General features: G+C 42.2%; 20 protein-coding genes. 11 read left to right on the top strand and 9 right to left on the bottom strand.

The genetic code is table 11. The features are described 5' to 3' along the window. Positions 1-78: 78 nt before the first annotated feature. On the bottom strand, positions 79-960 hold the full coding sequence (locus RMY32_RS30005; RefSeq protein ID WP_322712137.1) for an EboA family metabolite traffic protein: 882 nt from the start codon (positions 958-960) through the stop codon (positions 79-81). 475 nt (positions 961-1,435) lie between these two features. On the opposite strand from RMY32_RS30005, the gene RMY32_RS30000 reads away from it, so the two are divergent. Further along, entirely contained in the window at positions 1,436-2,638 is a 1,203-nt protein-coding gene (locus RMY32_RS30000; RefSeq protein WP_322712136.1) for a 3-dehydroquinate synthase, read from the top strand. A gap of 161 nt (positions 2,639-2,799) precedes the next feature. Next, a complete protein-coding gene (locus RMY32_RS29995; RefSeq protein ID WP_409884330.1) occupies positions 2,800-3,003 on the top strand; it encodes a Txe/YoeB family addiction module toxin in 204 nt (67 codons plus the stop codon). Between the two features lies 1 nt (position 3,004). On the opposite strand, the gene RMY32_RS29990 is transcribed toward RMY32_RS29995, so the two are convergent. Then, a complete protein-coding gene (locus RMY32_RS29990; protein WP_322712134.1) occupies positions 3,005-3,703 on the bottom strand; it encodes a YdcF family protein in 699 nt (232 codons plus the stop codon). 312 nt (positions 3,704-4,015) lie between these two features. Here RMY32_RS29990 and ctpB point away from each other — a divergent pair, with 312 nt between their 5' ends. From ctpB to RMY32_RS29965, 5 genes are all read left to right on the top strand, one after another. After that, the gene (gene ctpB / locus RMY32_RS29985) at positions 4,016-5,356 is read left to right on the top strand and encodes a carboxyl-terminal processing protease CtpB (RefSeq protein WP_322712133.1); all 1,341 of its coding nucleotides are present in this window, start codon (positions 4,016-4,018) and stop codon (positions 5,354-5,356) included. 148 nt (positions 5,357-5,504) lie between these two features. Further along, complete coding sequence (locus RMY32_RS29980; protein WP_322712132.1) at positions 5,505-6,494, top strand: glycosyltransferase; 990 nt, start codon at positions 5,505-5,507, stop codon at positions 6,492-6,494. A 669-nt stretch (positions 6,495-7,163) separates the two neighbouring features. Next, positions 7,164-9,050 carry an EAL domain-containing protein gene (locus RMY32_RS29975; RefSeq protein ID WP_322712131.1) on the top strand — a complete coding sequence of 629 codons (1,887 nt, stop codon included), beginning with the start codon at positions 7,164-7,166 and terminating at the stop codon, positions 9,048-9,050. A 102-nt stretch (positions 9,051-9,152) separates the two neighbouring features. Continuing rightward, complete coding sequence (locus RMY32_RS29970) at positions 9,153-9,320, top strand: hypothetical protein (RefSeq protein WP_322712130.1); 168 nt, start codon at positions 9,153-9,155, stop codon at positions 9,318-9,320. Between the two features lie 92 nt (positions 9,321-9,412). Further along, positions 9,413-10,108: a response regulator transcription factor gene (locus tag RMY32_RS29965; RefSeq protein WP_322712129.1), complete on the top strand. Its 696-nt coding sequence runs from the start codon at positions 9,413-9,415 to the stop codon at positions 10,106-10,108. Between the two features lie 931 nt (positions 10,109-11,039). Here the strand turns inward: RMY32_RS29965 and RMY32_RS29960 are convergent. Next, positions 11,040-11,324: an Npun_R1517 family heterocyst differentiation transcriptional regulator gene (locus tag RMY32_RS29960; RefSeq protein ID WP_322712128.1), complete on the bottom strand. Its 285-nt coding sequence runs from the start codon at positions 11,322-11,324 to the stop codon at positions 11,040-11,042. 866 nt (positions 11,325-12,190) lie between these two features. On the opposite strand from RMY32_RS29960, the gene RMY32_RS29955 reads away from it, so the two are divergent. The 4 genes from RMY32_RS29955 (at position 12,191) to RMY32_RS29940 (ending at position 18,062) form a co-directional block, all read left to right on the top strand. Further along, positions 12,191-12,550, top strand: coding sequence for an NAD(P)H-quinone oxidoreductase subunit M (locus tag RMY32_RS29955; protein WP_322671517.1), 360 nt, complete (start codon positions 12,191-12,193; stop codon positions 12,548-12,550). A 551-nt stretch (positions 12,551-13,101) separates the two neighbouring features. Continuing rightward, positions 13,102-15,363 (top strand): protein phosphatase 2C domain-containing protein, encoded by a 2,262-nt coding sequence (locus RMY32_RS29950; RefSeq protein ID WP_322712127.1) that lies wholly within the window; start codon positions 13,102-13,104, stop codon positions 15,361-15,363. A 332-nt stretch (positions 15,364-15,695) separates the two neighbouring features. Beyond that, on the top strand, positions 15,696-17,270 hold the full coding sequence (locus RMY32_RS29945) for a CHAT domain-containing protein (protein ID WP_322712126.1): 1,575 nt from the start codon (positions 15,696-15,698) through the stop codon (positions 17,268-17,270). A gap of 147 nt (positions 17,271-17,417) precedes the next feature. Then, positions 17,418-18,062 carry a hypothetical protein gene (locus RMY32_RS29940; protein ID WP_322712125.1) on the top strand — a complete coding sequence of 215 codons (645 nt, stop codon included), beginning with the start codon at positions 17,418-17,420 and terminating at the stop codon, positions 18,060-18,062. 317 nt (positions 18,063-18,379) lie between these two features. Here the strand turns inward: RMY32_RS29940 and RMY32_RS29935 are convergent, their stop codons facing one another. The 6 genes from RMY32_RS29935 to RMY32_RS29910 all read right to left on the bottom strand — a co-directional run bounded on the left by RMY32_RS29935 (position 18,380) and on the right by RMY32_RS29910 (position 26,710). After that, positions 18,380-19,762 carry a PrsW family glutamic-type intramembrane protease gene (locus tag RMY32_RS29935; RefSeq protein ID WP_322712124.1) on the bottom strand — a complete coding sequence of 461 codons (1,383 nt, stop codon included), beginning with the start codon at positions 19,760-19,762 and terminating at the stop codon, positions 18,380-18,382. 436 nt (positions 19,763-20,198) lie between these two features. Continuing rightward, positions 20,199-20,801 carry a DJ-1/PfpI family protein gene (locus RMY32_RS29930; RefSeq protein WP_322712123.1) on the bottom strand — a complete coding sequence of 201 codons (603 nt, stop codon included), beginning with the start codon at positions 20,799-20,801 and terminating at the stop codon, positions 20,199-20,201. Between the two features lie 218 nt (positions 20,802-21,019). After that, positions 21,020-21,469, bottom strand: a complete 450-nt coding sequence (locus tag RMY32_RS29925) for a nitrate reductase associated protein (RefSeq protein ID WP_322712122.1) — start codon at positions 21,467-21,469, stop codon at positions 21,020-21,022. Between the two features lie 142 nt (positions 21,470-21,611). Next, a complete protein-coding gene (locus RMY32_RS29920; RefSeq protein WP_322712121.1) occupies positions 21,612-22,070 on the bottom strand; it encodes a phosphate-starvation-inducible PsiE family protein in 459 nt (152 codons plus the stop codon). A gap of 401 nt (positions 22,071-22,471) precedes the next feature. Next, positions 22,472-24,697 carry a nitrate reductase gene (locus RMY32_RS29915; protein WP_322712120.1) on the bottom strand — a complete coding sequence of 742 codons (2,226 nt, stop codon included), beginning with the start codon at positions 24,695-24,697 and terminating at the stop codon, positions 22,472-22,474. 510 nt (positions 24,698-25,207) lie between these two features. After that, a complete protein-coding gene (locus RMY32_RS29910) occupies positions 25,208-26,710 on the bottom strand; it encodes a NarK family nitrate/nitrite MFS transporter (protein WP_322712119.1) in 1,503 nt (500 codons plus the stop codon). Positions 26,711-26,918: the final 208 nt, after the last annotated feature.

Here is a 26,918-nt window from a genome sequence, read left to right as displayed (position 1 = left end):
GCAGAAGTACTTTAATTTTGAATTGATTTCTCCCTCATCCCCACTCCCTACTCCCTTTTATTTGTAAACAAAGAGGCGTTAGCGCAGCTTGCCGCAGGCATCGCGGCTAAAACTGCTCCAAGTCAGATTACCTTGTTGAATGGATGACTGTAAATCTGGGTAATGAGAAAGTAATGCTTGCGCTTGAGGTAAAGGAGACTCAGCACAAGCTAACGCTGCTGCTTCTTGCTCGCGTATATCCCCATTAGCTAGTACTTTTTCCAAATCTGTAATAATGGCGCTATCAGCAAACCGCCCTACAGGTCGCCAAAGTTCTGGCGTAACTGAGCGTTTAGCTGCCCACCGTTCATGGGCATAATCTGCCAACATCCTCGCCAATTCTGGGTTAGCACGCCGATCTAAACCCCAAATTAGATGCAACGGACTGCCAACGAACACAGCCTTTAGCACCATCTGATTCCAGGCAGCATTATCTAAGTAATTTGCTGGATAAGGGTTACGTAGTGCTATAGCTTGGAATACATTACTCATATTGCTGCGAATTCCCTCAGCAGTACGATGGCGATGTAGCTCTGGGTGTGGTAATAGCGGCAAACTTTGATAAAGGGCAACTAACTCCCCCATATCGGCAGTGGAGAAGACTCGATCGAGCGATCGCACATAGACCTCAGCATCATCGTGGGGCAAAGCTAAAAGCAAAAGTGTGCGACCCGCTTGATCTACACTCCAATTACCAGGATACCAGCCGGGAATCAGATCCTCTGCTGCTTCCAAGTCCTGGAATGTTAGCTGCAAATCCTGTTTACCTAGATAACGCGGCACAGCACTAAAAGCCGTAAAAAACGCTCTCTCAGCAGTGCCGCTAGCAATCTGTGCTTGTTTCTGTTCCAACCAAGTAAAAGCTTTCTCTGAAACAGACTTTAACAGCCAGTGATGCAGTAATTTGTTTACTTTACTCATGATAAATTCAGGATAAGTTGTCCAACTTATTTGTGACAACCAAGTATAAAATATAGCACTAAAATTGATTTTTTGGGTTTGAAGCAGTTAGATAATATACTACTAGGATTATAACTTCACTGAATCTATAAAAATATCCTGACTTTAAAGAAGATACTGTAAAGATACCATTTTGATTAGATAAATCATAAAATTATCTTACGGAAAAAAATTAGAATTTTATGTAATAATGATCTCGATTACTAACTTCAGATATCAAGCATAAGCATTAATATAAATTGTAAATTCATGTTAATTTAAACTTTATCTGTTAGGTAAAGACACTTCAAAAGTATGATTAGTTTATTAAATAGATTTACCTAGTAATTCATTTCAAAATTGAATTAGATAATGGGTTTTCTTTGTCTATATTGCTGTTAATTTTAATTGCAATAGTGTATATATTGACAGGTACTTAGAAAGTAATAATATTCAAATGGCTATTCAACAAAAAAGCGCTCTTAATTTACAACCAATTAACCAATGTGTCCGTGTTACCTTCAATTATGATGTTCACTTCACTAGAGGTCTGTTTCAGTTAGATAATCCTTTACTTGCACAAGCGATCGCCGCAGATGGGGAGACAACCCCAAAACAAGTGCTAGCTGTGGTAGATGGAGGATTTTTACAATATCAAGATGGGCTATTAAAAAAATTATCAGCCTATGCCCAATGTTATGAAGATATATTAACACTGAGTGGTGAACCGATAGTAGTTCCCGGTGGAGAAGCAGTCAAGAACGATTCTAGGTTTATAGAACAAATTCATCAGCGGATCAATGCAGCTGGATTGTGCCGTCACTCCTACGTTTTAGCAATTGGAGGTGGAGCTGTCCTAGACATGGCAGGATACGCAGCAACAACAGCTCACCGAGGAATTCGGCTACTACGAGTACCGACAACAGTATTAGGGCAAAATGATTCGGGTGTAGGAGTAAAGAACGGAATCAACGCTTTCGGTAAGAAAAACTTTTTGGGTACATTCATGCCACCTTATGCTGTCTTGAATGACTTTGATTTTCTTACTAGCCTCGACGATCGAGATTGGCGATCGGGTATTGCAGAAGCGGTAAAAGTAGCGCTGATTAAAGATGCAGATTTCTTTGATTTCATTATGACTAATGCCGATAAATTGGCTAATCGAGACATGGACATAATGGAAAGACTGATCTATCGTTGTTCTCAGTTGCACTTAGAGCATATTGCAGGTAGTGGCGATCCCTTTGAAATGGGTTCATCGCGTCCATTAGACTTTGGACACTGGGCTGCTCATAAACTAGAGCATTTAACTAATTACAGCTTACGTCATGGTGAAGCTGTAGCGATCGGCATCGCTTTAGATACAACCTATTCATATTTAACAGGGCAACTTTTGCAATCAGAGTGGCAAAGGGTTTTAACTACACTCAAAAAATTAGGCTTTACTTTGTACATATCAGCGCTGACAGAACAATTAGATCAGCTAGACCATCCGCATTGTTTGTTTAGGGGGCTTACCGAGTTCCGCGAACATTTGGGAGGAAAATTGACAATTACCCTTCTCCAAGGAATCGGAGAGGGAATAGAAGTTAACCAGGCGGATTTGTCTTTGTATAGAGATGCTATTTTGATGCTGCAAGATTGGGAACTTTTGCATTGATTTATCCCTTGGATGTAATTAGCAGAAGCGATGTTGAACAACAATCCCGGAGGTGGAGAGTAAGTTTTCTTCACTTTTGCCCAATTGGGATTATTTTATGCAAATATACCGCTTAATTTTTAAAGCGATCGCTACTTCTGTCCATATAAAGCAAATTCGATATTGGTCATTTATCCGAATACTATGCTGACCTTTACGAGCGCCTTTTAGTACTTCTTCAAAATCCTCCACCTTATGAAAAGCTGGTTGGTGACTTATCAAGTGCTTATTCTCGGAGGATAAATATACAGCATCGGTTGGTATATGAGATCATCGAATCCGAGCAAGTAGTCAAGATAATTCGTATGTGGACACATTACGAGTAAGTTATCTCTTCAACCCTCCTTGGTGTTCGCAATGAAAACCTCGATGCTCCCAAGCTTGCATATCTACATCAGTAAGTTTTGTGACATTTGAGCATTGCGGTTGAATAATTTGACTTAAAATCGCCCACAACAAGCTGCGTGTTATATCTAATCCAGTTTTAGTCCAAGATTCCCGATTACCAGGAATACCCAACTCCTGAACAATTTCTGGCTCTACCCAAATACCATGAGCGCCAAAAAGAACCTGTGCCATCCATTTAGCTCTGGGTAAATGACTTGGCGAGGTAATCAACATGACTTTATGCACTCCCCAACGGCGCAAAATTGGAATACCATAATAAAAATTTTCAAAGGTAGAATTCGCGCAGTTTTCTAACCAAACGTTTTGTAACTTTGCTAATTCCGCCTCAAAAATTAACCTTATACAGGGATCTGGGGAACCATGAGAAATTAAAATTGGGGTTTGTGGGTATTGTTTTGCTAGTTGAGCAACATAAGTTTCTCGACGAATACTGCCACCTAGCACAAAGAAGGCATCTATCGGCTGCGAAGAAGCAAAAACTAAGGTTATAGTAGTAAAAATCAGCCAAACACCCAGGACAACATACAATCCACCACTGAGTTTTTGTAACAATTGCCACAGATTAGTAGATTTTTTGTTAATAGAAATTAATGATTTGTTGGTAAATTTGCGTTTCATGACTTAAGTAAGAAAAACTGCTTTTATTGCTGTATAACAGTACTGCAATTCAGTGAGCAAAGTGCTATCTTATAAAAGTATTCTAGAATGCAAAAATGACGCTAATTAAAGTGTCACACGCTCAGTATAGCCTTCCGGAGTAGACTAACAAACTGAGAAATGATTGTTAATAACTAATGTGGCATTTTGGGCATCATTTAAGGATAAAAATGATGAAGGAGCATAGTTGATTCTGGGGTATAAAAACTTAAAAATTTCTGGAAAGCCTGATTGCTAAACTGTCAACAACACAATTATTCCAGCTAAGTATACATGAACCAATCTGCGAAAAGTTACTCACCGCTCCAAGTAGCCTTGATTGGTGGAGCGATCGCCACAACTGCTACCATATCCGTGTTCGGTCCCGCTTGGACTCGTGGTGTCCGTGCTGCTCTAGCCCTACAAGACAGCCCAAAAGTGATAGTTGACCAAGTTTGGCAACTGGTAAATCATGAATATGTTGATGGCAAATTTAATCAACAAGATTGGCAAGCAACCAGGCAAAGCTTGTTGAGCAAAGACTACTCTTCTAAGGAAGAAGCATACACTGCCATCCGCGAAGCTTTACAAAAATTGGGAGATCCTTACACTCGGTTCATGGACCCCCAACAATTTGAAGCTCTAACTAGCCAAACATCTGGGGAAGTCTCTGGTATCGGCATTCGGATGGAAGTGAACGAAAAAACTCAGCAGCTCACCGTTGTCGAAGCCATAGAAAATTCTCCGGCGCTGAAAGCTGGAATTAAAGCAGGCGATCAAATTTTGGCAATTGACGGCAAATCCACTCTCAAAATGAAAGTGGATGATGCTTCTAAGCTCATCCGTGGCAAAGCGGGTACTCCCATTAAGCTACGATTGGGACGCGCAGGCCAAAATGCCTTTGATTTGAAGCTGACAAGGGCAAGTATTGAAGTCCCAACGGTACGCTATACCCTCAAGCAAGAAGGGAATCGCCGTGTTGGTTATATCCGCTTGCGGGAATTTAGCGCCCACGCCGCAGACCAAATGCAACGAGCCATCCGCGATTTGAACACTAAGAAAGTTGATTCTTATGTCTTGGATTTGCGGGGAAATCCTGGCGGTTTGTTGCAGGCAAGCATTGAAATTGCTCGGATGTGGTATGACAACGGCGGAATTGTCAAGACAATAGACCGTGTAGGCAGCAGCGAAGAAACTAAAGCCAATCGCACTGCTCTAACAAATCGTCCTTTGGCAGTTTTAGTGGATGGCAATTCAGCTAGTGCTAGTGAAATCCTTACAGGGGCACTCAAGGATAATAAACGGGCGGTAGTCGTGGGGGGTCAAACCTTTGGCAAAGCCTTAGTCCAGTCAGTTCATGAACTCGCAGATGGTTCCGGCTTGGCTGTCACCATTGCTCATTACTACACCCCAGCGGGAACGGATATTAACCATAAAGGAATTACACCTGATATCAAGCTAGACTTGACAGAGGCACAAGAGCGTCAATTGGCTTCTAATCCCAATTTAATTGGAACTAAGAGCGATCCCCAATATGCTCGAGCGATCGCAATTTTATCAAATAACAACTTTGCCCAACCACCAGCAAATCAACCGACTCGACCCATGAGCCGCGCCGATAACCTGAAATTTTAAATTGATGCGAATGATTTGTTACTAGGTGTTTATATAGTAGTATTCCCAAATCCAAATTTTTGGAGTTATGAAAACTGCTTGATATGCCGTTCCAGGATTTTGGTTTGGGAATACTAGCTGTTAATCCCATCTCCAAAATCTCAGATTTATGAATCATCAGCCAGTTGATGCAACCACCGCCACCAGCATTTTACCAATGGTGTCGGTGGTTGTTCCTATTTATAACGGTGAGGCAGATTTACCAGAGTTAATCAATTGTCTGTTGTCTCAAACTTACCCAAAAGACCGGGTAGAATACTTGTTGGTGGACAACAACAGTAGCGATCGCACTCTTAGCATCCTAAAAATATCTGCCGAAAATTGCCCAATTACAATTCGCCCTTTGAGTGAGAACCAAATTCAAAGCTCCTACGCTGCTCGTAATACCGGCATTCGCGCCGCTACGGGTGAAATTATGGTTTTTACCGATGCAGATTGTCGCCCACAACCGCAATGGTTAGACACACTAATTCAGCCTTTTGTCAACGCAGAAGTAGTAATTGTTGCTGGTGAAATTTTGGCACTACCAGGCACAACTTTGCTAGAACAACACGCAGACCGTCAAGAAACTTTATCGCAAAAGCATACCCTCAACCATTCCTTTCGTCCCTATGGTCAAACAGCTAATTTGGCGATTCGACGCATTGCCTTTGAAAAAGTGGGTTTATTTCGTCCCTATCTAACTACTGGTGGTGATGCTGATATTTGTTGGCGGATTTTGGGGGAAAACATCGGGCGTTTGGAATTTGTCCCAAATGCGATCGTCCAGCACCGCCACCGCGCTACACTTCAAGAACTGCAAAGTCAATGGCGGCGTTATGGACGTTCAAATCGCTATCTGCACGAACTGTACGGTGTAGATTTAATGCGAGAGATGACACCCAGAGAATACGGCTATCGCTTGGCACGTTGGTTATTGAAGGAAGTACCAAGAGATATTAAAAAAGCTTTAGCGAAGCCCGCCCCAGGCATCGCTAGTCAAGCGACTCTTGTAGATTTATTAAATACCCCCATTGGTTTATTCACAGCGAGGGCGCGTACTGCTGGACAAAGAGACGCCAAGCTACCAGAGGATGCCAAAATAATTGCTCGACTGTAACTAAGAAAAAGGGCGTTGCTGATTTAGATGTGTAAATCTTGGTATAGAGACGTTGCAATTGCTAGTCTCTACAAAGGTTTTGAAATTATGCAAAATCATTTTCATACCTAAATTCAGTAACACCTGAGCAAAAACGTTCTTGTCAGTCTAGAAGCATTGACTGAGAACTTTATGCTTTCCTTAGCTCACAAAAGCGAATGTATCTTAAGAAGTATTTTCAAAAGCAGGTAAAGCAAATATGCTGTTATTAATCTTTTAACTTTAGTAACTTATATTTAATAAAATAAAAATTACAGTAGGTAGGGCTTGTTACCACTCAGCACTTTGGTTGGCACTAAATAGGACTAAAATTTGATTGAAGCTACACAAATTTGATTGCTTCGTAATTAGTGAAATATAAATTAGTAAATCAAAAAACCAGCTTCTTTAATATTTATAGAGTGTCCGCTCTTTCAAGTAACCTTCTCTCCTTGCCTGCTCAATAGCGTCTGAAGTCTTGAAGAAAGCATGAGGTTTGCTTCCACTGCTTTCATTCACACTTACGCTTTATAGTTTTGTGAGTTGAGCAACATGAAAGTGGATGGATTTGATCGACAGATAGATAAATTGTGCTCACAGATACAGGGACTATTAAAATACTATGGTAGTAAGCTGAACTCACAACAGGAGATGATAACAGAGGCTTTCGAGGAACTTAACACCGCAATGGAAGAACTATTGACAGCTTCCGAGGAGTTAAAGGTAACACGAGCGGCAGTAGAGAAAGAGCGTCAGCGTTACCAAGACTTGTTCGAGTTTGCTCCAGATGGTTACTTGGTAACTGATACCAACGGGATAATTCTAGAGGCTAACCATGTAGCAGCAACTTTGCTCGGCGTACAACAAAAATATTTAGTAGGTAAACCATTAATTCTTTTTATTGCTCAACAAGACCGCCAGTCCTTTAACTCTCAAATAAACAATTTGCAAGAGATACTGAACTGGGAAATTCACCTAGAGCCACGGAAAGGAAAGCCTTTCCCTGCTAATGTGAGAGCGTCTGTAGTATACGATTTTGAAGAGAAGCACCTTGGCTGGCGTTGGCTGTTGTGCAACATCAGCCAACGCAAACAAACTGAAGAAATGTTGTACCAAGCTTACAGCGAGTTAGAAATACGGGTGGCGGAACGGACAGCGGAACTGGTAAAAGCAAATCAGAAATTGCTAAATGAAATTACAGAACGTAAAAGAGTCGAGTCACAACTACTGCACCTTGCTTTTCACGACACACTGACCGGTCTGGCAAACCGCGTTGCATTTATGAACCGCCTAAAACATGCGATAAATTATTCAAAACGGCATTCAGATTATCTATATGCTGTGCTATTTATCGACCTAGATCGGTTTAAGGTGATCAATGACAGCCTTGGACACCTAAATGGAGACCAATTGCTACTTGCTATTGCAAGTAGACTACAAACATGTATACGCTCCATAGATACAGCAGCACGGCTTGGGGGAGACGAATTTACAATCCTGCTTGAGGGAATCCAGGATGTGTCAGACGCCATCAAAGTCGCTGAACGGATTCAGAAGGAACTGGCATTACCCTTTAAACTTGACGGACAAGAAGTCTTCATCACGGCAAGTATTGGCATCGCGTTGAGTTCGACAGTAGACTATCAACACCCAGAAGAACTGTTAAGGGATGCAGATACAGCAATGTATCGAGCCAAGATGATAGGCAGAGCGCGTTATGAGCTATTCAACTCAGATATGTATGCTGATGCTCTAGCGAGATTGCAGTTAGAGACTGATTTGCGCCGAGCAATTGAACGCGAAGAATTTCGGGTTTATTATCAACCGATTGTTTCGCTTGTTAGTGGCTCTATTTTAGGTTTTGAGGCTCTATTGCGCTGGCAGCACCCAGAGCGTGGTCTACTTAATCCAGCAGATTTTATTTCCCTAGCAGAGGAAACTGGACTAATTTTCTCCATTGGCAAATGGGCTTTGCATGAAGCCTGCCGCCAGATGCAAGTTTGGCGGGTATGTTATCGTTCTAAATTACTAGAGAAAATTAGTGTTAATCTCTCCGTCAAGCAATTTTCTCAGCCGGACTTGATAGAGCAGATTGGGCAAATTTTGCATTCAACTGGCCTGGATGCTGGTACTCTAATCCTAGAGATTACTGAAAAGGCAATTGTGGAAAATGGCGATAAGGTAACTGCCGCAATTTTACAACTTCGAGAGATGGGTATTGAGTTATCAATTGATGACTTTGGTACAGGCTACTCTTCATTAGGTGGTCTTTATAACTTTCCGATTAGTGTGTTGAAAATTGACCGTTCTTTCATCAGCTTGATGGGCACTAATAGTAAGAATTTAGAAATTATTGAGATAATTGTCACTTTAGCGCACAAGCTAGGTGTGGATGTGCTTGCCGAAGGGGTAGAGACAAAAGAGCAACTATTAGTTCTAAGAAAGTTAAACTGTCAATATGTCCAAGGACATTTTTTCTCAGTTCCGTTAAATAGCTCGGCAGCAGAAGCATTAATCATGGAAAATCCTCAATGGTAAGGGTTATTAAAAAATTCGTAATTGATAAGAACGCTTTTTTTATTCTCATAGCAATCATGAATCATAGGTACTAGAGACTGCCTTACTATATGGTGGCTTAGTTTGATTCAAGACGAGCCAACTTTCCTTAGCGGTAGCCAACATGAAACCATCAACTGTTGGGATCTTGCTACAGGGAAATGTTGGACAACTTTGCGGCCACCCTGTCCTTATGAAGGCACAATCGTTAATGCAGCAACAGAGTTGATGGAGGCACAGATGTCAACTTGAAAAGCTTTTGAGGCGGTAGAGGTGAATTCAAGTTGCTCAATGCCTACCAACTTTCGCTAAATTGGAAAAAGGAAAACTCAAGGGAATTTTAAATGTCAGCACAATTGTTACTGGTGGATGATGAACCAGGGATACGGGAAGCCGTGAAAGACTATTTGCAAGAGAGCGGTTTCAGCGTTCAAGTCGCCAGTAACGCCCTTGAAGGTTGGGAATGGATGCAGCTGAATACACCTGATTTAGTGATTTCTGATGTGATGATGCCTCAAGTGGATGGCTATCAATTCCTAAAGCAACTACGAGAAGACCCCCGTTTCCAAGCACTCCCAGTAGTATTTTTAACTGCTAAAGGTATGACAGGCGATCGCATTCAAGGGTATCACGCTGGTGTTGATGCCTATCTACCTAAACCCTTCGATCCAGACGAGTTAGTGGCTATAGTCGAAAATTTGCTAGCCCGTCGCGCCGCTAAGGCTGCGAGTTCGGGAGATGACACTGAAACCCCCGATCTTGCTGAACTAGCCAATCAGATTTCCCAAATTAAAACATTGTTAACTCAAAGAAATGCTATTTCCCAATCGCCAGCCCCTTTTAAAATTGATTTGACTCCCAGAGAACAAAGTGTTTTAAATTTGGTCGCAGAAGGGTTAATGAACAAAGAAATCGCCCGTCGCTTAGAAACCAGCGTCCGCAATGTAGAAAAATACGTCAGCCGTTTATTTAGTAAAACCGGTACCAATAGCCGTACAGAGTTAGTTCGTTTTGCTCTAGAACACGGTCTTGCTAAATAGGCATTGGGATATTTTTACTTGTACTGAGCGTTCGCGTTGTAGCGTCTCTTAGAGAAGCCGTTGACGCAGCCTCTGGTAGGGAAGTATTGAGTCTGGAGAAGATGACAAGGTAGACAAGAGACCTCTTGCATAAGTCGGAAAAAGGGGAAAGGGGAAGGGGAAAAAGTTCTGTATCGTCCTCTTCCCCTTTAACCTTTACCCTTTTCCCTCTCTTGCAAAAAGCACTTTTGCAAGAGGTCTAAGGTAGACAAGGTGGACAAGGAAGAAGGGAGAGACTTGTCCCCTTGTCTCTCTCATCTGTCCTGCCTCTGACTTTTCACGTTATGTGGAAAAGCCAACGATTGACCTAACCCCCCAACCCCCAACCGTGGCGGGAAGGGGGAGAATTCAAAGTCTCTCTCCTTTTAGAAGAGAGAAATAGAACAGAGGTTTTCCAGATACCGTGAAAAGTCAGGTTCTGTCTCTGGGTAATTGATAATAGCTAACTAGCTGCTAAACCGTGACCTATTACCAGTAATAGATAAAACATAAGTCTTTCAGCAAATCAGGCACTTAGCTTCAGCAAAAAGCCAAAAGGAAGGTTATTTATTTTTACTTTGCTCTTTTAGATTTTCATTTGATTTGCGTCTGTTGTCCAATTCCCCATCTGTAAAGACACAGGGTTTTATTATTCTGCAATGTTTTGATAAAAACTCGGTAAAATGCACCCGGCTGAATTTGCTTTCAGATTCTACCAGTATTCTTTGCTACAAAGTTTTTAATAGCGGAAACTGTTCCTGGGACTTTCTGTTGCTAAATAAGACTTTCACAAGGTAGAAATCAATATATTTTATGAAATCTACTGACTGCTTAGTTTTTATGGCAACGGGGGTATGGGATCAACATTTGATTTGATGCCCAATTCACGTTTTTCACTACTTAAATTACACCTTTAGGTTGAAGAGTTTTCCGCGACATTACGCAAGCGCATTAGCTGACGCCGCATTTGAGGTGAGGCTTTAAACTCAGATACTTCTTGGGCTTTAACGGACGCTTGGAGCGTTTCTAGAAAGTCATCAGATCCTTCGGTTAAAGCATCAAGTAGCACCTGTAAGAGTTGCTCGCGATCGCTCAATAGACTCTTTTCCTCAATCAACCGGAATTTGAGATGTATTTCACACTCATAAACACCTACTTCGAGATTATTTATCTGGCATGGTAATGCTTTGGAGTTCATAACTATTGAGATTCCTTTACTTGGTTGTCATGAGGGTAAGGAGATAGATGTCCAGCAAAATTCTTTATATCTCTTTTGAATCCAAAGTGCTTGAATTAAGAATTTTTCTTCATCAATCACCTTTGTATTCCATTTCACTCTCCAGTGGTGTATTTTCAAGCTAGATTTTCAGTGTCTAGATTTTAAGGTTTCTGTGCCAGATGTAGCTTATGGTAAGCCATAACTATTATTCAGTTTTTAAGATTCTACACAATAAAGTTTCTGTAAGAAGTTGTTCAACCTTTTTAAAGGTTTTTACATCAACTTTATGTGAACGTCAATAACAGTTTGACTTGTTACTCAAATTTTAGTGTTTATACGTAAGTAAAACCGCTGATATTTTGGGAGTTTACTACAGCCAGCGGTCGATGTAGCGCTATTGCGTGAAATTACTTGATGTACGTTTTTTGCAATAGAAAATTCCGGAGAAATTGCTCGGCATAATTATTAATGTCAAAACTTTTGTTCTCCATAAAAAAAGTACACAGATCGAATTATTCCTGCTGAGTACCTTGTTTTACTGCCATTTGGGATTGTTTGAGTCTAAAAATCTTAGCAGTAAGTCAGATTTAGAGACTAAATGAAAATATTCTACCAATTAATTTTTACAGAAAAATAATTCAACTACTGTCAGTACTAGCAGTTAAATATATCTTCAACTCATAACAGTAGTAGCAAACTCATCAGGAAAGATGATATTTTTACTTATGACCATTCAATCTACCCTTTGAAAACAGCATTCAAAGCTTTTAAATTGAGAGCATTCAAGGTCGGATATAACGTCTACAATAATTTCAGTGTAATTCACGCAAATCTTACACCTTTTTATGGATAACCCGATGCTGCTCAAGTCCACAACCCGGCATATCCGCATTTTTGCAGGTGAAATTGACCGGGATGGCGATCTAGTTCCTAGTCAACAAGTCTTAACCTTAGATGTTGACCCAGATAACGAATTTAATTGGAATGAAGATGCACTGCAAAAAATTTATCGAAAATTTGATGAACTAGTAGAAGCATCTAGTGGCGCAGACCTCACAGACTATAACTTGCGCCGTGTAGGGTCAGATTTAGAGCATTATCTGCGATCGCTTCTGCAACTCGGCGAAGTCAGCTACAATCTTTCTGCCCGTGTTACTAATTACAGCATGGGAATTCCTCAAGTTGCCATTGACGACAAGCAATAAGCCAATGAGTTGGTAGCGGGCTGCCTAAACCTTTCTGTACAAAGAGTGCTGAGTTCCAAGTTTTGAGTGCTGAGTGGGGCAGAGGGGAGAATAACTCTTAACTCAGCACTCAGCACTCAGCACTATTGAATGCATTGATCGGGTACTTTTGCCAAAATTAATATTTGCTATTCTTAATTCTTAAATTAAAGTTAATTCTTGCTATCCTACTTATAAACTAAATAAATACCAACATTATCTGCCTGTTGATGATGGGGTAATTTACCAAAAGCAAATCGTGCAGTTATGCTTGGGTTATGCTGTGGTGACAGGGTTGGAGTTAGTTGCTTTGGCGATGGAGAGTCACAGGGCAACAGAAGCTATGATTAGGCTGTAGGGTTGAGTTAGGAGCGTATTTTTTGGATAAGTTTTGTATTAGCACCTGCTGATATCCGCCAGCTAAAATCATCATCTAAAGTCTGGGTATGTCAAGTTTAAGAAAGATGAGCGGTCTAGATTGTCCCTACTAATGCTATTAAAGAAATTGCCAATCGCTGATCGGTGCGAAAACTATGGAAAATGACGCGGCAACGCTCTACTGTCCAAACGAAAATTGTCAGGCTGCCAACCCCCTGACTCACAAGTTTTGCCAGCGATGTTCTACGCCCCTACCTAAAAATTATCTCTGGGCTGTGGTAGATAGCCCAAGCGTGGGTAGCCCTGGAGAAATATTAGCCGATCGCTATTTAATCCTTGATAAATTTGTTCTTTTAGATACGAAGCCTGGTTTATTAGCGTTAACGCCTGAGTTAGATAATTTGCAGCCTCTAAAAGCTTACCTGAGACTGATTCCCTACCGTTTGCACGTACCGCAGGTATATGGAGTGCTTTTTGTTGCTGACGGGTCTTCCCACCGAGAAATATTACTCTTAGAAAAACCGCCACTATTAGTAGATGACACTATCCAACAAGTTCATCTGGGCAGCGAGTTAACCACCGCTTGGCGTGATGCAACATCAATGCGCCAACTGAATTGGTTGTGGCAAATAGCTCATCTGTGGCAACCTCTAGTAAGTGAAGGTGTCGCTTCTAGCTTACTTGACTCTTATGTATTACGGGTAGAAGGATCGTTAGTCCGGTTGTTGGAATTGCGTTTTGACAGCGCTACATCACCAGAATTGCCGCAATTAGGTGAATTTTGGCAGCAGTTGGTTAGCACAGCCAAACCAGTGATCGCGGAATTTGTCGATCGCGTTAGTCTGGCCTTAATTCAGGGAGAGATTAATTCCACCGATCAATTAATCGGAGTTTTAGATCGGGGACTGGCTGGGTTAGGGCGATCGCAAACACCCACGATCCAAATTATCACCAAAACCGACACCGGGCCCAGTCGTCAACGTAACGAAGATGCCTGTAGCCCTCCCAGTGGAACTCTAGTGAGCAAACCACCCCAGCCAACAGCCTTAGCAATTGTCTGTGATGGCATCGGCGGACACGAAGGCGGCAATGTCGCCTCAAATTTAGCCATTGAAACCATCCAGCAGCAGGTACAGCAACTAACAAAGGTTCCCTACGACCACATAGACCCTTCAATGTTGCTGAATGACCTAGATAAGGCAGTGGCAATGGCCAATGACAAAATCAGTCAGCGCAATGACGGTGAAAATCGCCAAGGGCGTCAACGTATGGGCACAACTTTAGTCATGGCATTGCCTGTTGCTCATGAAATGTATATTACCCACGTCGGCGATAGTCGTGCTTACTGGATTACACGCCACGGCTGTTATCAAGTTACCCTTGATGATGATGTCGCCTCCCGTGAAGTGCGACTAGGTTATGCCATTTACCGCGAGGCAGTACAACAGAGTGCCGCTGGATCTCTGGTTCAAGCTTTGGGGATGGGTTCTAGCACTTCATTGCATCCCACATCGGGACGGTTTATGCTCGATGAAGATGCCGTTTTTTTGCTCACATCCGATGGTTTGAGTGACTTCGATCGGGTAGAGGAGTACTGGGAAACAGAAATTTTGCCGATTTTAGCTGGGGAAGCAAATATAGCAACTGTTGCCGATAGATTAGTCGAAATTGCTAACACGAAAAATGGACACGATAATGTCACCGTCGCTTTAGTTCACTATCAAGTCCAATATTGGGAACCAGAAATCACCATCCAAGCAGTGATTCCCCAGAGCTATTCTGCCAAAACTGTTGATTTAGCATCCAAGGCGACAGATGCAACAGTTTTAGGCAGCCCAAACCACAAAACTCAGGTGATTCCAGACACTGAACAGGCTAAAACTCGTCAATTCCCCCTACAGTGGATAGTTCCATTAATATTTGTGGTCGCAGCAGGTTTTTTAGGATTGTTCGTCAAGCAACTGCGAGGAACCTCTCCAATTTTTTCCAATCCCTTACAAACTCAAAACCCTGGCATTGAAACGACACCCCCACCGCCGCGATCGCTAGCTAATCTTTCTTCTGGTTGGATAATTAAAACCAATAATGACATATCCTTGGGAAACAACCAATCACTCCCCCGTGGGACTTTTTTAGAAGTTATTGAGAAAAAATCAAATCCAAATCCTGCTTCTGGCAGTTTTTTGGTGTCTATGCGAGTCTGTGCCAATAAAAGTACCCAAACTCCAGCTAATCCTAATAACCCAGCTGTAACTACCTCAGTTCCCCCAAATTCAAAACCTTTGCCAGCAACAGTATTGCTAAACTCCTCCCAAGTCAACCGTTTTGGCGTTGTTTTACAATCAGACGCACCAAATCCATGTAAAACTGTGACGCAACCGCCAGTTACCGAACCATCTAACACCAGTCCAACTTAATCAAATACTCGATAAACTGGTAAAAACCTGGAATAATAACAGGTAACAATCAGAGTAAAAAACTTACAAGGTCAAAAAAATAGAAAATTTTCACCTTTGAGAATTGTTATCAAAACAGAATTCAGGAGTCAGGAGTCAAAATTCAGAATGAATTATGTACTACTGATAGATGAATAACCGAGTTCAAAACCCCTACCATCTCTCTAATTTGGTGCAACACAATTAATGTCGGGTTTAAATCCCCTACTCATTTATTCTGAATCTGGATTCTGGCGTATCTGTTTTCTTCTTCTCTTGAAATTATTTGTTTTAGCTTTTAGTTTAATGAATCCATGCCATCCCTGAATTTGGCGATCGCCCGTCTCGTAAATACTGGCACTGACAACTTCGCCATTTGGGTGGTCAAGGCTCCCTATCCCAGTGGCTACGTTTTACGTGACTGTGTATGGCCTGTTGAACTTACCCAAGTCTGGCAAGAATGGCAGCAGATGTTTGCTGGTCATGGTCGCCTAGATATTTCCCCTAACTCAACATCTCAAAAGTCCAACCCATTTCCCATAGATTGGATTTCACCTCCTTCAGGTCAACCTACTGGCCCTTACAGCAGTCGTCTGATGCAATACTTGGGAATGAATTTATGGCGCTGGGTATTCGACGGGCAAATTCTTGGTAGTCTAGAACGCAGTCGCGGTATTGCTATGGGTCAGCATACACGTTTGCGCTTTCGACTAGAAATTCGCGACCCGGATCTGATCGCTTTCCCTTGGGAAATTATGCAGCGTGAGCCTGGTCAATCGGCGATGTCTCTCTCCCAAGATTTGCTATTTAGTCGCACCAGCACAGAAGTTGACGCTTTGCCGTATTTGCGAACTGACCAAGCTTTAAGTATTCTGCTGGTTTTAGGCCATGATGACAAGCTGCAACTAGAACAAGAAGCCGCTATCTTACAACAAGCTCTTGCAGATACGCCTGCTAACTCCCAAAGATATGCACCTTGTGTAGTGAATCAACTCATTCAACCAACTCCACAACAGTTGATTGATGAATTAGAAACCAATGAATACAATGTTTTCTTTTACGCTGGACATGGTTTGCCAGACCCAGATGGAGGGTTACTGTTTTTGCGACCAGATATGCCCCTCAATGGCATAGAATTGGCGCAAGTATTGACCCGTACAGGTGTGAAACTAGCGGTTTTTAACGCCTGTTGGGGCGCACAACCAGCTGCGATCGATCGTCAAGCTATCCCTGCCAGCAGTTTAGCAGAAGTATTGATTCGTCACGGTGTGCCTGCGGTTTTGGGGATGCGCGATGAAATCGCTGACCATGAAAGCCACAGTTTTATTCAAGCCTTTACCGAAGCTTTGCGATCGCACAAGCCAATTGATGAAGCCGTAGCACAGGCTAGGCAAGAGTTGTTAACACTGTATAAATTTAATCAACCTGCTTGGACTTTGCCTGTTCTCTACCTGCATCCAGATTTTAATGGCGAACTTATTAAGAATCTGGATGAAGGTATCACGGAACTACCAGATACAGCCATTCCTGATGTCGGTTCCTCGCTTCCGATTGCAAGTTTACGATCGCTTACTCCAAAAGGTAAAACTTGGTTACTGCGTTATGGAGTTACCCGCATCGGCCGCACGAAAGATAATGATATTGTCATCCCCGAACCATCTGTATCCAAACGCCACGCCGAAATCTTCTGCCGCAACACTCTTACAGATGCTACACTAATGCGAACTTATTACTTGCAAGATTTTTCCACCTATGGGACAACCTGGTTTTTAGGCCCTAATGGCTGGCAACAAATCCTCCGAGAGGAAGTCCCTTTGAAATCGGGGATGCAGTTAAAGTTTGGAAGTGCTAGAGGTGAAACCTGGGAGTTTGTGATTGAAGACTCCTAGCAGAGCTATTGCATAAATGAATTTGAGCCTTTAGGATTAACTTTTAAAATCTGTTTTTTTTGGAGAAAAAATCAACAGTTTTTGCGGAAATCTCCTCTTAGAACTTGTAGCTGTCAATACCACCAAATAATCATGAGGGAAGAAAATATGGCTCACAAAATTAACGGCTCAGACACTTTCTCATCTTTGCCATCTCAAGTAGATTTAGAGTTATTGGAAGCGTTACTAGAACCAGAGGATGCTAACTATCCCTGGAATCCAAGTGATGAGGAATCAGAAGCTTATTTTCAAGAACTAGAACAACAGTTCGGAATGGAAGATTTGCAGGGTGTTGAACTAATGAGGCGATCGCAAGATTTTTACGGACATCTAGATACACTTTGGTCTAGTATTACTCCTACACCCGGACACAATAACCTACAACAGGCAGTAGTGCTTAACCTTCAAGAAACATTACGTACAAATTTTTCTGCCTGTGTCCCCCAAATATTGCTCAACACCATCGCCACCAAAGCTGCTGAGATATTTGCTGCTCGCCAATTAATCAGCGAACAACTGGTTGAGTGCGTTCAGACAGTACTACCAGCTTGGGGAACAGAGGATCTGATCGTTTTGGCTCGTCCTTTTGCTTACGCTATGCGAAGTAGCGAATCGCAAAATGTAACATCCGCACTCAGTAATCTTCACAACAGCGAATGGACAGCTTTATCAGAAGTAGATAAAGCAAAAGTTAGTTTAGCGATCGCTTCTTATGCTTTTACTGAACTTAACAAATCTCAGCCGGAACTATGAATGAAGAAGAGGGAATGGGGAGTAGGGGATAGGAAAAGCTTTCATTATGCAATTGTGTTCGTGTAACCCGCTCTTTGCTGTTTACTCTATTTTGAAGTGTCTTTTGCAAAGATGTTGGTTGGCGTTATGCAAAGGAAGAGTTGAAAATCAAGACTTTTTGCAATAAGTTTTATGATTTTTTATTTTTGTTAAGTATATTTACTCCACGATAAGTTAACAGTACGCTAATTTTCAAATTAGGACATCTATCCCAAGAGGTAAATACTCAAGCATTGCTTTTTCTCCCCTGCTCCCTGCTCCCTGCTCCCCTGCTTCTTCTATTTTGGGCCAAGAAATCGGGTAGCAAAATTTTGCGATCGCGTTGGTGACAGCGCCCGTGCCTTGAGAATTGCTGCCATCAAAAAGGCGTAAGATAACACTCCAACAACTACCAACAGCAAGGCATTGATTGACCCTGTAGCATTCCAGAGAGCGTGGAGTGCAGAAGCACTCAAATAACCAATAGACAGAATTTGCCAACTTCTACTAGGTTTGAGGACAGCCAACCCGATAAAATAACCCAAGTAGCCACTATAAGCCATGTGTCCAGCTACAGAGCCTAAAATTCGCGGAATTAGCAGTTGTAAACCTGCAAGTTGACCAGCAGCCCCTATACCCACCTGTTGCGTGACATTTTGAGTGATATCCGGCACATACTGACCGAGAGTTTCCAAGAGAGTGAAGCCTACAGCAGAAGCCGTACCCAGGAGGATACCATCTAGAGGTTCCCAGATGCCGATGCGTTCTCGCCAAGGTGAAGACAACATTCTGCCGATGGCAAAAGCCCCTAGTACAGGTAATGCCTTGAGTAATTCCTCCATCAATCCAGCGCCAAAAAACATCCGCACCAGTAACTCTGTGAAGGTGATAGATTCTTGGGGTGTGGGCAAGCTTCCAGGCAGAATGCCGCGAAATACGAAAATAAATAGATCCAACAGGGGACTGAGCAAAATCAGGATTGTACCCAATGACGTAGCCATTAGCACCCACCAGGGCTTCTGTTTTCCGCAAAGTTGGTAAACAAAATAGTAGGCAGCGAAGGCGATGTAACTTGCGACGATCACTTGATTAGCTTGGGGGCGACCGACTGTAGCGAACATCAGCACCACAAAAATTACGGTCAGTATTCCCGGTACGAGGTAAGCTTTACTAGTTAAATCTTTACCAGTGGAAATAATTGGAAAAAGCTGGGTGAAGCTAACAGAATCTGGCTGCTTTAATTGCGTGTGGTTGTGGTAGTCCGTCGCTGAAGGCAGTGGTGTAACTTGGTTCACCGTCGTTGCCAGAGTCAGTGAGGTATACTCGTATTCAAAAATGTATTGCGGCCCATCAGTACCTAGAGAAATGCGATCGCCTGGGTGCAATTCCTGACATTCATATAAGCGTTGTCCATTCAAATAAGTGCCATTAGCACTATTCAAGTCACAAAGCACCCAGCTAAATTTGCTATCTGGGGATAGAGACAGGGGACGAACCACTGCATGACGACGAGATACCATTCGGTACATCATGGCATCCAAGACAACTTGGCAGCTGGGGTCGCGTCCAATTACCATCTCTTTACTGGGGGGCAGCGAGTAGCGAGATTCTGCTCCCAAAGCTGCCCCATTACCAGACACTAGCCGCAGAAATGCATTATGTCTTGCGTTTTTGCCTGTCATCGATAAGAAGTGGGTTTCTAAACTAATTCTTCACATAATTTGGCAGCAGGACTAACCTTAGCCACATTAGCAGCAGCATTGCTAAATCCACTATAGCTTCACTTACTGCTAAGAAATTTAAAATTATTGGTGCAAAATTTCAAATTGTTTCATCTCATGTAAAGAAGTATTCCATCTGCTGAGAGTTTGCCCTAAAACTGGCTTGTTCGGCAGCTCAATCAGATTGTCTCGATGCTGTACTTTTGACATCGTAGCGGCAAATTAAACCCACTGCAATTTATTAAAAAATAGTATTTTTTACTGCATTTAGTTCCATTTCAAAAATATATAATTTTTAGTCGTCTGTTGTCAGTTGTTTTTGCCAAAGCTCTTTTGGAGTAAGGAGTAGGGGAAGAAACTGTTATGAAGTGAACCAAAAGATTTCTAGTATCTTGTCTCAAACAACTGTAGTCAATTCTGGGTGTTCAATCTTAGTTCCCAGTACTGTGAGGAATTCTGCTAGCCAATGTGGGTGAGCAGGCCAAGCCGGTGCTGTCACTAAGTTACCATCAACTATTGCCCGATCGACAGGGATATCAACATAGATTCCTCCAGCACTCTTGATATCTGGGCTACAAGCAGGGTAGCCAGTACATCTCTTGCCTTGCAATACATCAGCAGCTGCTAATAACTGCAAGCCGTGGCAAATGGCAGCAATTGGTTTATTGGCTTGGGCAAAGTGACGGGTGATTTCTAGCACCTGCTGATTGAGGCGGAGATATTCTGGTGCCCTTCCTCCAGGAATGACTAAGGCATCGTAGGTTGTGGCTTCTACTTCTGCAAACGTTGCATTTAAAGTAAAATTGTGTCCGGGTTTTTCGCTGTAAGTCTGGTCTCCTTCAAAGTCATGAACTGCTGTCCGCACCCGATCGCCAGCTTTTTTGTCGGGGCAAACTGCATGGACAGTGTGTCCCACTACTTGCAAGGTCTGGAAAGGAACCATCACTTCATAGTCTTCTACATAGTCGCCAACAAGCATCAAAAGTTTCTTTGCAGCCATATATTTGTTACCCTCACCTAATTAGTCATCAATAGTTTTTTATAAAGTAAATATTAATTTAGAGTCAACTTTTTTCGGCGTTAGTTTATGTACAAGTTTTTGATCCATAACATCAATCACTGTGCTGTCATGTATCATTTCAGAGTGATTATTTAACAAAAATTAATACATCTTCTAGGAACACAACGATAATTCAACGATCGCGATCGAATGGTAAATTAAAGCAGATTAAATTCTGCGATCGCTCTCGGAAAATTTTTGTTTTCATGTCCTGGATGGCTGAGTTTAATCAAAGCAAAACGCTGTAAGGGTGTTAAAGCTGCCCAATTTTGCGGTGTCAGGGTTACACCTATTTCTTGAGCTTTTTCCTGAAGGCTAGCTGGTACAGTGGCATCTAGCCATGCAGGGTGAGGCTCAATGGGCAATTTTTTAGCTGGTACACCTGTACGTTGTATGATTAATTGCTCGATATACTCGCGGTAAGACTGAATTTCTGTTTCTGTAGTGCAAGGTAATTCCACTAAAGCTTGACGCTCATCTGTCGTCATTTGATTCCAATCAGGCAATTTTAGCTTGATGCCACAAGTATCTAATTTACAACGCACCTGCATGGGGATGCAACGCAGAGAATCAACAAAGTCTGCTTCAAATTGAAAGAAATCTGTCACGTCGCTTCGCTCCGAATCAAAATTCACGCATTCAAAATTAATAATTTATATTGTTGCTTAACAAACCCAAAATTGCTGTACCTTTAAAAGTGGTCTGTATTCCATGCAATTGAGAACTGCTATAGTTTATTAGGCATTTTATTTAGCTTGCATCTTTAGAATTACTAAGACGAATTATTAAATAACTAATTGATAAAGCAAGAATAGCTATACCTAAGCCAATTATATCAATTCCTGGAACTTTTTCTAAGTCAAGAATAATAATTTTTCTGGCAACAGCTATTAAAGAAGTGACAATAACTAATTCAACCTGAAAAACATGTCGTCGGAGATAGGCAGTAATATTTTCTAAGATTTCTAAAGCAATTAAAATATTTAAAAATAAACCGAAAATTTTATACAAGGTTGAGTTAAATTTACCATAAGGAACTGTAAATAACTCTTTAAAAATAAAAATTCCTAAATCTCCGATAGTTACCAAAATTACGATCACCATAAAAATAGATAGAACTTTAGAAACTAGCACTTCTATGTTTTCAATGACGTGCATAAAGTTCCGATCGCTGGTAGCTCCTAGCATTCGTTTCATTAGCTTTTTCATCTGCTGCACCCAATTCTCAAATAAAAGAAAATCCCATAGATAAATCTAAAGGATTGGAAATAATTGACAATTTTTTGTAAATATCTCTGCTTTTTTATTCTTTATCCATAGCGAAAATAAACTTTAGTAAAATCCCTTGTTACTAAAAATTTATCTCTTTAAATATAGTAATTGGTAACAGTCAAAATTAGAGAGTTAGAAAAAATGATAATAACTATTGACTATTGATTATTGACGAAATTACCTGTTGCTGGTTATAAATTACCACTTCCGGGCTACACTTTGCAGCTGACTATAGGACTCATATTTTGCGTGAAAAAAACTCAGTACACCTTTATTCCTTCTTCCCAGTCCCCAGTCCCTAGTCCCTAGTCCCCGGCCTTTACGAGTAATTCTGCGAATCAAATCGGATTGCTATATTGTGAGGACTGGAGTTGATAATCTTTGATGGGAACTTCCAGCGAAATTGGTATCAGCTGCACAGCACAGGCTTTTAATTCTGGTTGCAGCGAATCGGGGCAAGATTCTGGATGGGTGAGGGCGTTGGCTTCGGCATTATCTGCCCACAGCGAACCCCAGTGCATAGGGACAAAAACTGTACCAGGTGCGATCGCTTTTGTGACTTTAGCAGGAAACTTCGCTTTACCACGACGCGATCGCACTTCTATATACATACTATCGGCAATACCTAACTGAGCAGCATCACGGGGATGAATTTCGATAAACGGTTCGGGATGCATTTTGCAAATTTTTTCAATTCGACCGGTGCGTGTCTGCGTATGCCAATGTCCGTAAAGTCGTCCATTCGTTAGCACAAACGGATAATTTGGGTCTGGCGGTTCTGCCAATCCCTTGGAGTAATATGCCCCAAATCGAGCGCGTCCATCAGGGGTGTGGAAGCGCAAGTTAGTGTATAAACGCTTTTGACGGGTTTCTCCCCCTGCTTCCCCTGCTCCTCTGCTTCCCCTGCTCTCTTCAGAGTAAGGCCATTGCGTCGGGCCTTCTACTTGTAATTGCGCGTGACTGATACCCGTCATATCGCAGGGGCGATTTTTAGTTAGTTTGACAAACTCAGCGTAAACTTCCGCAGAGTTAGCAAAGGCAAACTCTTTCTCAAAACCTAATCTACGTCCAACTTCGGCAAAAATTTCCCAATCGGCTTTCGCTTCTCTTGGTGGTTGGCGAAATGCTTGACATAAAGTTACCATCCGTTCGGAGTTTGTCATCACGCCAGTTTTTTCACCCCACTGGGCTGCTGGTAGTAGAACGTGAGCGTAGGCAGAAGTTTCTGTGGGATAATATGCGTCTTGGTAAATAGTGAAAGGCGATCGCAACAATGCCTTTTTAGTCCGCTCTAAATCTGGCATACTCACAGCCGGATTAGTAGCTGCAATCCACAGTAACCCTACAGCATCATTTTCTAACCCAGTAATCATGTCCCAAGCAGTCAAACCGGGATTGGGCGAAATTTGTCCTGGCTTGAGTCCCCAAAACTCCTCAACTTCTGCGCGGTGCTGGGGATTTTTCACCGCCCGATAACCCGGTAATAAATGCGCCAAACCTCCGGCTTCCCGTCCTCCCATCGCGTTCGGTTGACCTGTGAGGGAAAAAGGGCCAGCCCCAGGTTTGCCAATCTGTCCAGTCATCAGGTGCAGGTTAATAATCGTTCTAACCTTAGCTGTCCCTTCTGAAGATTGATTTACACCCATTGACCACAAAGACAGTACTCGCTCAGATTTACCCCAGTAACGTGCTGCTGTTTCTAAATCTTCAATACTGATTCCACATTGGCGAGCTACCACTTCTGGCGGATAGTGGCGAATAACCTCAGCATAAGCGGGAAAGTTGCTGGTGCAGTCCTCCATGAACATCGTATCAATGTAGTTCCAGCGCATCAACAAATGGGCGATGCCGTTCAACAAGTCGATATCTGTACCGGGACGAATGGCTAAATGCAAATCAGCGGCTTCTGCGGTTGGTGTGCGACGGGGATCGACCACAATCATTTTGACTTTGCGGTTCTTTTTGTGATACTTTTCCAGTCGATTGAAAACGATGGGGTGACATTCGGCTGTATTAGTACCAATTAGAAATGCACAGTCGGTTAACTCCAAGTCATCGTAACAGCAGGGCGGGCCATCTGCGCCAAAGCTTTGAATGTACCCAGCCACAGCACTAGACATACATAAACGAGAGTTGGCATCAAAATTATTAGTACCCAGACAGCCTTTCATAAGTTTCTGGGCTATGTAATAATCCTCAGTTTGAAACTGACCGGAACCATACATACATAAGGCTTCTGGCCCTTGGGTGAAACGCACGGTTTGAATGCGTTTGGCGATCAGATCGAAAGCTTCATCCCAACTAACGCGGCGAAACTCTCGATCTAAGGAGTCTCGCACCATTGGGTAATGTAATCTATTTTTATCTAAAGATTCTGCGATCGTTGCACCTTTGACACAAACCATTCCTTGACTAGATGGATGGGCCTTGTTACCCCGCACTCGCCAAGTCGGATTTCCTTGACTATCTCGATTAGTTGCTTTGCCAAGTTGAGCTGGGGGTGAAACTTCTAAACCGCAGCCAACGCCACAGTAGGGACAGAGAGTTTTGGTAAATTCACTCATGGCTGTTGTACCATTTTATTATTTTGATTGTGCAACCTCAGATGTAGCGCCAGGTTGAGAATGCAAGAGAGTTTGTAGTAAGCACTTTAGTGCTTAAGACTTTTTGGCATTGTGGGGATAAGGGGTGGGATGAAGAAGAGGGGGAAGGGGTAAAGAAATGGAATTTTTCCTTTCATCTTGTTCTCAGCCTAGAGGCTGGGAATATATCTAAAGTGGGCTTCTGCCTCTTATCAAGCTACTGGAGGCGGAGCCTCCCAGAATGGGTTCCCAGCCTAGAGGCTGGGAACCAGTTATGTATCTTTTCTTAGTGCCATTCGACTAAAGTCTTTAGTACGAACTATGAGAATTTATTTGCTTGATTGCCTACTTTCTATTTTCAAGACAGGTCTATTTTCAATACTTGTCAGGTTTTGGGGAAAGGGGAAAGAAAAAACCTTTAACCTTTACCCTTTAACCTTTTCCCCAAACCCAATGCCAAGTTAAAAATGCACAAAGCGAGCAGTATTGGGTCTATTCTTCAGTTAATAAAATAGGGTTTTTCGTTGCGGTTTCTGGTAATTCACCTTCAAATGCAGCGGCAAAGGAACCTTTTGGTTCTTTGAGGAAGAAGGCACACATAAAAGCACAGACTAGTGCAGCTAAACCCATTGTCGAAAATAGTGTGGGAGCGTCGGTTAAGCTGAAAATTGTCAGGTAAACTACGCCGCCAAAATTACCGTAAGCTCCCACATTACCGGCAATTTGTCCAGTGGCTTCTTTTTTAATTAGGGGAACGATGCTGTAGGTTGCACCGCAACCAGCTTGGGCAAAGTAAGCGGCAATCATTGTCACTGCGATCGCTAGCGGAATTGGCCAGCTACTATTAATAAAATGTGCCATCAAATAACTAACACCAATGCCAGCGCTGATAATTGTCATTGTCCACTTACGGGAGCTAAATTTATCAGAAATTAAGCCACCACTAGGACGAGAAAACAAATTTAAGAATGGATAGGTAGCGGCAATCATCCCAGCGACAACATGTTCTAAAGCAAAGGTTTTTTCAAAGAATGCTGGGAGCATAGAAACAACTGCCAGTTCGCTACCAAAGTTAGTTACATAAGTGAATTCGAGTAAGGCTACTTGACCAAATTGAAAGCGTTCGGATGGAGCGTAAGTTTTCTTGCCAATTAAAAGTTCTCGGTTTACTTGCCAAGCTTTGTAACTTTGGTAAGCAAATAATCCTGCTAATAGTAACCAAACCAAATACATTTGGCTTAAAGTTAGGAAGTGAATGTTCTTTTGTTCCAAACGCCAAGCCAATAAACCCAAGGCGAAAATTAAACCAAAATTCGAGACAATCATCGCCCAAAAGCTTTTAACACTGGTTACTTCTAGAGAACCATTTTTCTTAGGTTTTTTGTAGACTTTACCTGGGGGCGTATCTTGGACGCTGTTGTAATAAATTACGCCGTAGATAGCTGCAATAATCCCTGTAAATGCGATCGCAAATCGCCAGTTAGAAGCACCACCAGCGAAAAAGCTCGTGGAAACTGCAAGTATCGGTAAGGCAAACTCTGCACCAAAAGCCCCAAAGTTACCCCAACCGCCATAAATACCTTGAGCAATTCCCATCTCCTTCGGCTGGAACCATTCGGACACCATACGGATACCCACAACGAATCCAGATCCGACAATTCCCATCAGCAAACGGCTGATGACTAGTTGATTAAAGTCTTGCGCTAGCGCCGTCGCTAAACAAGGAACAACCGCAAACATTAGCAGCATTGAGTAGGTGATTCTGGGGCCAAAACGATCCAGAAGCATCCCAATAATTAGTCGTGCGGGAATTGTGAGGGCAAGGTTACAAATGCCTAAAGTTTTGATTTGTTCTGGTGCTAAATGTAGTTCTCTGCCAATGGTTGTAGCGAAGGGGGCAAAGTTAAACCAACAAACAAAGGTGAGGAAGAAAGCAAACCAAGTCTGATGTAAGATGCGGTAGCGATCGCTAAATGAAAATAAGTTTTTAAGCATTCCAATCTTTCTAATTGAATAAAATACGGTGAAGAGGTAGCCGAAGTTGAGCCTTTAATACCAATTTAATGTGAAGTTGCACATATCTTGATCCCCCTAAATCCCCCTTGAAAAGGGGGACTTTGATAGATGTTTTTCCGGTTCCCCCCTTTTTAAGGGGGGTTAGGGGGGATCGAATTCTATGCAGCTTTATAAAAAATTGGTATAA

The sequence above is a fragment of the Nostoc sp. ChiSLP03a genome, assembly GCF_034531215.2.
Taxonomy (GTDB): Bacteria; Cyanobacteriota; Cyanobacteriia; order Cyanobacteriales; family Nostocaceae; genus Nostoc.
Note: the sequence above shows the minus strand (reverse complement) of the source record. Positions and strands in the feature narration are given on the sequence as shown.